Origin of the sequence: Proteus genomosp. 6, from assembly GCF_040139785.1 — a bacterium.
Taxonomy (GTDB): domain Bacteria; phylum Pseudomonadota; class Gammaproteobacteria; order Enterobacterales; family Enterobacteriaceae; genus Proteus.
This window is the reverse complement of the sequence record NZ_JBEEVJ010000042.1, coordinates 1-1,289: the sequence shown is the minus strand read 5'-3', so window position 1 is coordinate 1,289 and position 1,289 is coordinate 1. Positions and strand designations below refer to the sequence as shown.

Below are 1,289 nucleotides of genomic sequence, written 5' to 3'. Positions count from 1 at the left end.
CTCACAGCCAAACTATCAGGTCAAGTCTGCTTTTATTATTTTTAAGCGTGCATAATAAGCCCTACACAAATTGGGAGATATATCATGAAAGGCTGGCTTTTTCTTGTTATCGCAATAGTTGGCGAAGTAATCGCAACATCCGCATTAAAATCTAGCGAGGGCTTTACTAAGCTTGCCCCTTCCGCCGTTGTCATAATCGGTTATGGCATCGCATTTTATTTTCTTTCTCTGGTTCTGAAATCCATCCCTGTCGGTGTTGCTTATGCAGTCTGGTCGGGACTCGGCGTCGTCATAATTACAGCCATTGCCTGGTTGCTTCATGGGCAAAAGCTTGATGCGTGGGGCTTTGTAGGTATGGGGCTCATAATTGCTGCCTTTTTGCTCGCCCGATCCCCATCGTGGAAGTCGCTGCGGAGGCCGACGCCATGGTGACGGTGTTCGGCATTCTGAATCTCACCGAGGACTCCTTCTTCGATGAGAGCCGGCGGCTAGACCCCGCCGGCGCTGTCACCGCGGCGATCGAAATGCTGCGAGTCGGATCAGACGTCGTGGATGTCGGACCGGCCGCCAGCCATCCGGACGCGAGGCCTGTATCGCCGGCCGATGAGATCAGACGTATTGCGCCGCTCTTAGACGCCCTGTCCGATCAGATGCACCGTGTTTCAATCGACAGCTTCCAACCGGAAACCCAGCGCTATGCGCTCAAGCGCGGCGTGGGCTACCTGAACGATATCCAAGGATTTCCTGACCCTGCGCTCTATCCCGATATTGCTGAGGCGGACTGCAGGCTGGTGGTTATGCACTCAGCGCAGCGGGATGGCATCGCCACCCGCACCGGTCACCTTCGACCCGAAGACGCGCTCGACGAGATTGTGCGGTTCTTCGAGGCGCGGGTTTCCGCCTTGCGACGGAGCGGGGTCGCTGCCGACCGGCTCATCCTCGATCCGGGGATGGGATTTTTCTTGAGCCCCGCACCGGAAACATCGCTGCACGTGCTGTCGAACCTTCAAAAGCTGAAGTCGGCGTTGGGGCTTCCGCTATTGGTCTCGGTGTCGCGGAAATCCTTCTTGGGCGCCACCGTTGGCCTTCCTGTAAAGGATCTGGGTCCAGCGAGCCTTGCGGCGGAACTTCACGCGATCGGCAATGGCGCTGACTACGTCCGCACCCACGCGCCTGGAGATCTGCGAAGCGCAATCACCTTCTCGGAAACCCTCGCGAAATTTCGCAGTCGCGACGCCAGAGACCGAGGGTTAGATCATGCCTAGCATTCACCTTCCGGCCGCCCGCTA

2 protein-coding genes are annotated in these 1,289 nt (G+C 57.1%); both read left to right on the top strand.

What is annotated here, in order from left to right:
• The first annotated feature begins 84 nt into the window (after positions 1-84).
• A complete protein-coding gene (locus tag ABN212_RS18670) occupies positions 85-432 on the top strand; it encodes a quaternary ammonium compound efflux SMR transporter QacE delta 1 (RefSeq protein ID WP_000679427.1) in 348 nt (115 codons plus the stop codon).
• On the top strand, positions 426-1,265 hold the full coding sequence (gene sul1, locus ABN212_RS18665) for a sulfonamide-resistant dihydropteroate synthase Sul1 (protein WP_000259031.1): 840 nt from the start codon (positions 426-428) through the stop codon (positions 1,263-1,265). The genes ABN212_RS18670 and sul1 overlap by 7 nt, the downstream gene beginning before the upstream one ends.
• Positions 1,266-1,289 lie beyond the last annotated feature (24 nt).

Excerpts from the sequence above, each read along its gene's own strand:
- ABN212_RS18670 (WP_000679427.1), top strand. The coding sequence starts at position 85 with ATGAAAGGCTGGCTTTTTCTTGTTATCGCAATAGTTGGCGAAGTAATC.
- sul1 (WP_000259031.1), top strand. The coding sequence starts at position 426 with ATGGTGACGGTGTTCGGCATTCTGAATCTCACCGAGGACTCCTTCTTC.